The organism is Arenimonas sp. (genome assembly GCF_036275555.1).
Classification (GTDB): Bacteria; Pseudomonadota; Gammaproteobacteria; order Xanthomonadales; family Xanthomonadaceae; genus Arenimonas.
In genome coordinates, this window is record NZ_DASUDO010000038.1 from 1 (window position 1) to 3,010 (window position 3,010).

4 protein-coding genes are annotated in these 3,010 nt (G+C 70.0%); 1 reads left to right on the forward strand and 3 read right to left on the reverse strand.

Annotated elements, in window-relative coordinates; translation table 11 throughout:
* Positions 1–1,367: M28 family metallopeptidase (locus VFV21_RS10680; RefSeq protein ID WP_329669412.1), on the forward strand; the 1,367-nt coding region annotated here is incomplete at its 5' end.
* 206 nt (positions 1,368–1,573) lie between these two features.
* Here the strand turns inward: VFV21_RS10680 and VFV21_RS10685 are convergent.
* The 3 genes from VFV21_RS10685 to VFV21_RS10695 all read right to left on the reverse strand — a co-directional run.
* Entirely contained in the window at positions 1,574–1,903 is a 330-nt protein-coding gene (locus VFV21_RS10685; protein ID WP_329669413.1) for a c-type cytochrome, read from the reverse strand.
* A gap of 116 nt (positions 1,904–2,019) precedes the next feature.
* Positions 2,020–2,397: a carboxymuconolactone decarboxylase family protein gene (locus VFV21_RS10690; RefSeq protein ID WP_329669414.1), complete on the reverse strand. Its 378-nt coding sequence runs from the start codon at positions 2,395–2,397 to the stop codon at positions 2,020–2,022.
* Between the two features lie 115 nt (positions 2,398–2,512).
* Positions 2,513–3,010: MFS transporter (locus VFV21_RS10695; protein ID WP_329669415.1), on the reverse strand; the 498-nt coding region annotated here is incomplete at its 5' end.

Below are 3,010 nucleotides of genomic sequence, written 5' to 3' on the forward strand. Positions count from 1 at the left end.
TCCAGGCGATCGCCGACGCCAATAACGGCACCCGCGTCTCCGGCACGCCCGGCTACGACGCGTCCAAGGACTACGTGGTCCAGCAGATGACGGCGGCCGGCTACAACGTGACGGTGCAGCCGTTCCAGTTCAGAACCTGGATCGACTTCGGCCCTTCGGTTCTGGCGCAGACGTCGCCGGGACCAGCGACCTACGTCGAGGGCATCGACTACAACGAGATGACGGAATCCGATCCCGGCGACGTCACGGCGGCAGTCAGCGCAGTGGACATCCAGCTCGGCCTGGGCAACACCTCCACCAGCGGTTGCGAGGCGGCCGACTTCGCCGGCTTCCCCGCCGGGAACATCGCGCTGATCCAGCGCGGCACCTGCACCTTCGAGCTCAAGGCCGCGAACGCCGCCGCCGCCGGGGCGGTGGGCGTGATCATGTTCAACCAGGGCAACACGCCTGCGCGCACCGGTCTGATCAACGGCACGCTCGGCGTCAGCAATGCCAGCGGCATCCCGGTCGTCGAGGCCACCTACGCACGCGGCGCCGAGTGGGCCGGCACACCCGGCCTCGTGATGCGGCTGTTCAACAACGTGTTCCGCGGCAACGCCACCAGCTACAACGTGCTGGCCGAGTCGCGCAGCGGCGATGAGAACAACGTGGTCATGGTCGGCGCGCACCTGGACTCGGTGGCCGAAGGCCCGGGCATCAACGACAACGGCTCCGGCAGCGCGGCGATCCTCGAAGTGGCCCTCCAGATGGCCAAGGTGAAGCCGCGCAACAAGCTGCGCTTTGCCTGGTGGGGCGCCGAGGAAGCGGGTCTGGTGGGGTCGACCCGGTATGTCACCACCCTCCCCGACGCTGAACGTCGGCAGATCGCGCTGTACCTGAACTTCGACATGGTCGGCTCGCCCAACCATGTGTTCTTCATCTACGACGGCGACGACTCCGACCAAGTAGGTTCCGGTGTCGGTCCGGAGGGTTCGGCTCAGATCGAGAAGACCTTCGAGGCCTTCTACAGCGGCCGCGGCCTGCCGTTCAAGGGCACCGACTTCTCCGGACGCTCCGACTACGGGCCTTTCATCACCGCAGGCATCGCCTCCGGCGGCCTGTTCACCGGCGCAGAAGGCGTCAAGACGGCTGAGGAAGCAAGCCTGTGGGGCGGGACGGCGGGCGTCGCCTACGACCCCTGCTACCACCAGGCCTGCGACACCTTCGCCAACAACAGCAACCTGGCACTCGACGTGAACTCGGACGCGATCGCCTACGCCACGCTGGGATTTGCGATGAGCACGGAGGTGATCAACGGCAAGCGCGGCAAGGGCAACTTCAAGGTGCCGCCGTTCAAGTCGCCTGATCCGGCGCCGGCCGCTCAATAGCCGGCGGCGACCCGCTGGCGGCGCATCGAGCACCGCCAGCGGACGCCATCAGAAGCTCGTCTCGCGCCTGCAGGTAAGCCGGCGCGAGACCGAACTGACGGCCCTGCTGGCCGCCGCGGCGGCGGTGCTGCTGCTGGCCGGCGCGGGGCTGTCGGTGCGGTGGTTCGGGCGCGTGGCCTGAGGGGCTGAGCGCACGCCGCCTTACGTCACTGCTTCAGGATCCAGGCCGCGAGCCGCTTGGCCTCGGCCTGGCTGACGAGCGGCCGCTCGGCCTGGTCGGGCATCGTGGCCTTGTTCCAGTGCGGCCCACCGGTCCCGGACGATCCCTGGCGGATCGTCCGCACCAGCATCGCTTCGGCGTCCTTGCGGCCGCGCCACAACGTCGCGACCTTCTTGAAGGCCGGGCCGGCGCCGTCGGTGGCCACCGCATGGCAGCCGAAGCACTGCTTGTTCTCGGCCAGGCGCTGGTTGGCAAGCGCGGGCACGCTGCACGCGGCCGCGAGCGCGGCGAGCATCAGGATTCGGGACCTCTTCATGTGCAACCTCCTTCACCGCCATCGGTGAAGCCACAGTAGCCGGGCCGCCCGGCAGTGCGTTGCGCATGCTCAACCGACCTCACGACGGGCGCGGCCGCCGCAACCTCGAGCGGGCGTCATGCGGCCGGGGTCGCGGCGTCGACCACCTCGGCCGCCGTGCGGAAGGCGTCCACCGCGGCCGGGAAGCCGCAGTACACGCTGGCGTGCAGGAAGATCTCCTGCAGCTCCTCGGGCGTCACGCCGTTGTTGAGCGCGCCGCGCACGTGGATCTTCAGCTCGTGCATGCGGCCCTGCGCCACCAGCATCGACACCGTGACGATGCTGCGCGTGCGCAGGTCGAGGCCGGGGCGTTGCCAGGTGTTGCCCCAGGCATGGCGCGTCACCAGCTCCTGCAGCGGCGCGGTGAACGGCGTGGCCTTGGCCAGTGCGTTGTCGACATAGGCATGGCCCAGCACGGCGCGGCGCGTGGCGAGGCCTTTTTCATCGAGGTTCATGCGGGCTCCTTGACAACAAGACGCTCAGCTTAAGGCGCGTCACCGCGGCGTGCGCGCCTACCTTCGCCGGCACCGCGCAACGATGCTGAGCTTGGCCCGGCAGCCGGCCGGCCCCTCACCGCTCCGCCAGGTAGTGCCGCATCTCGATCGCGCTGCCCTCGGCGAGGTGCGCGCGCAGCGCCGCCTCGAGCTCGCGGTCGGCGATCGTGCGCCGGCTGCGCTGGTGCAGGTAGTCGGCCCAGCTCTGCACGATGAAGCGCTCGACGTAACGCTCGCCGTCGCCGAGGTCGCGGTACAGGCGCCAGAACAGCGCGCCGTCGCGCTGGCGCGGCGCCTTCAGCAGCGCGACCGCGGCGGTGAAGGCCTCCACCGCCTCGGGCCGCACGCGGTAGATCAGCTCCACCGCCACCGGGCCGGCCTCGGGGTCGGGCTCGTTGGCGATCAGCAGGTGTTCGAGCGGCGCCGGCGTGACCTCGAGGTCCGCGCCCATGCGCAGCGGAAACCGCTTGGCCAGCAGCAGGCCAGCGAGCATGGCCACCGTGGCGGCGAGCAGCGCCGCGGGCAGGCTGGTGAGGCTGGCCACCGCGCCCCACAGCGCCGAGCCAAGCGCGAA

What these genes read in the sequence shown, in the direction of transcription:
- VFV21_RS10685 (WP_329669413.1), bottom strand. Translation starts at nt 1,903, where the DNA reads ATGAAGAGGTCCCGAATCCTGATGCTCGCCGCGCTCGCGGCCGCGTGC.
- VFV21_RS10690 (WP_329669414.1), bottom strand. Translation starts at nt 2,397, where the DNA reads ATGAACCTCGATGAAAAAGGCCTCGCCACGCGCCGCGCCGTGCTGGGC.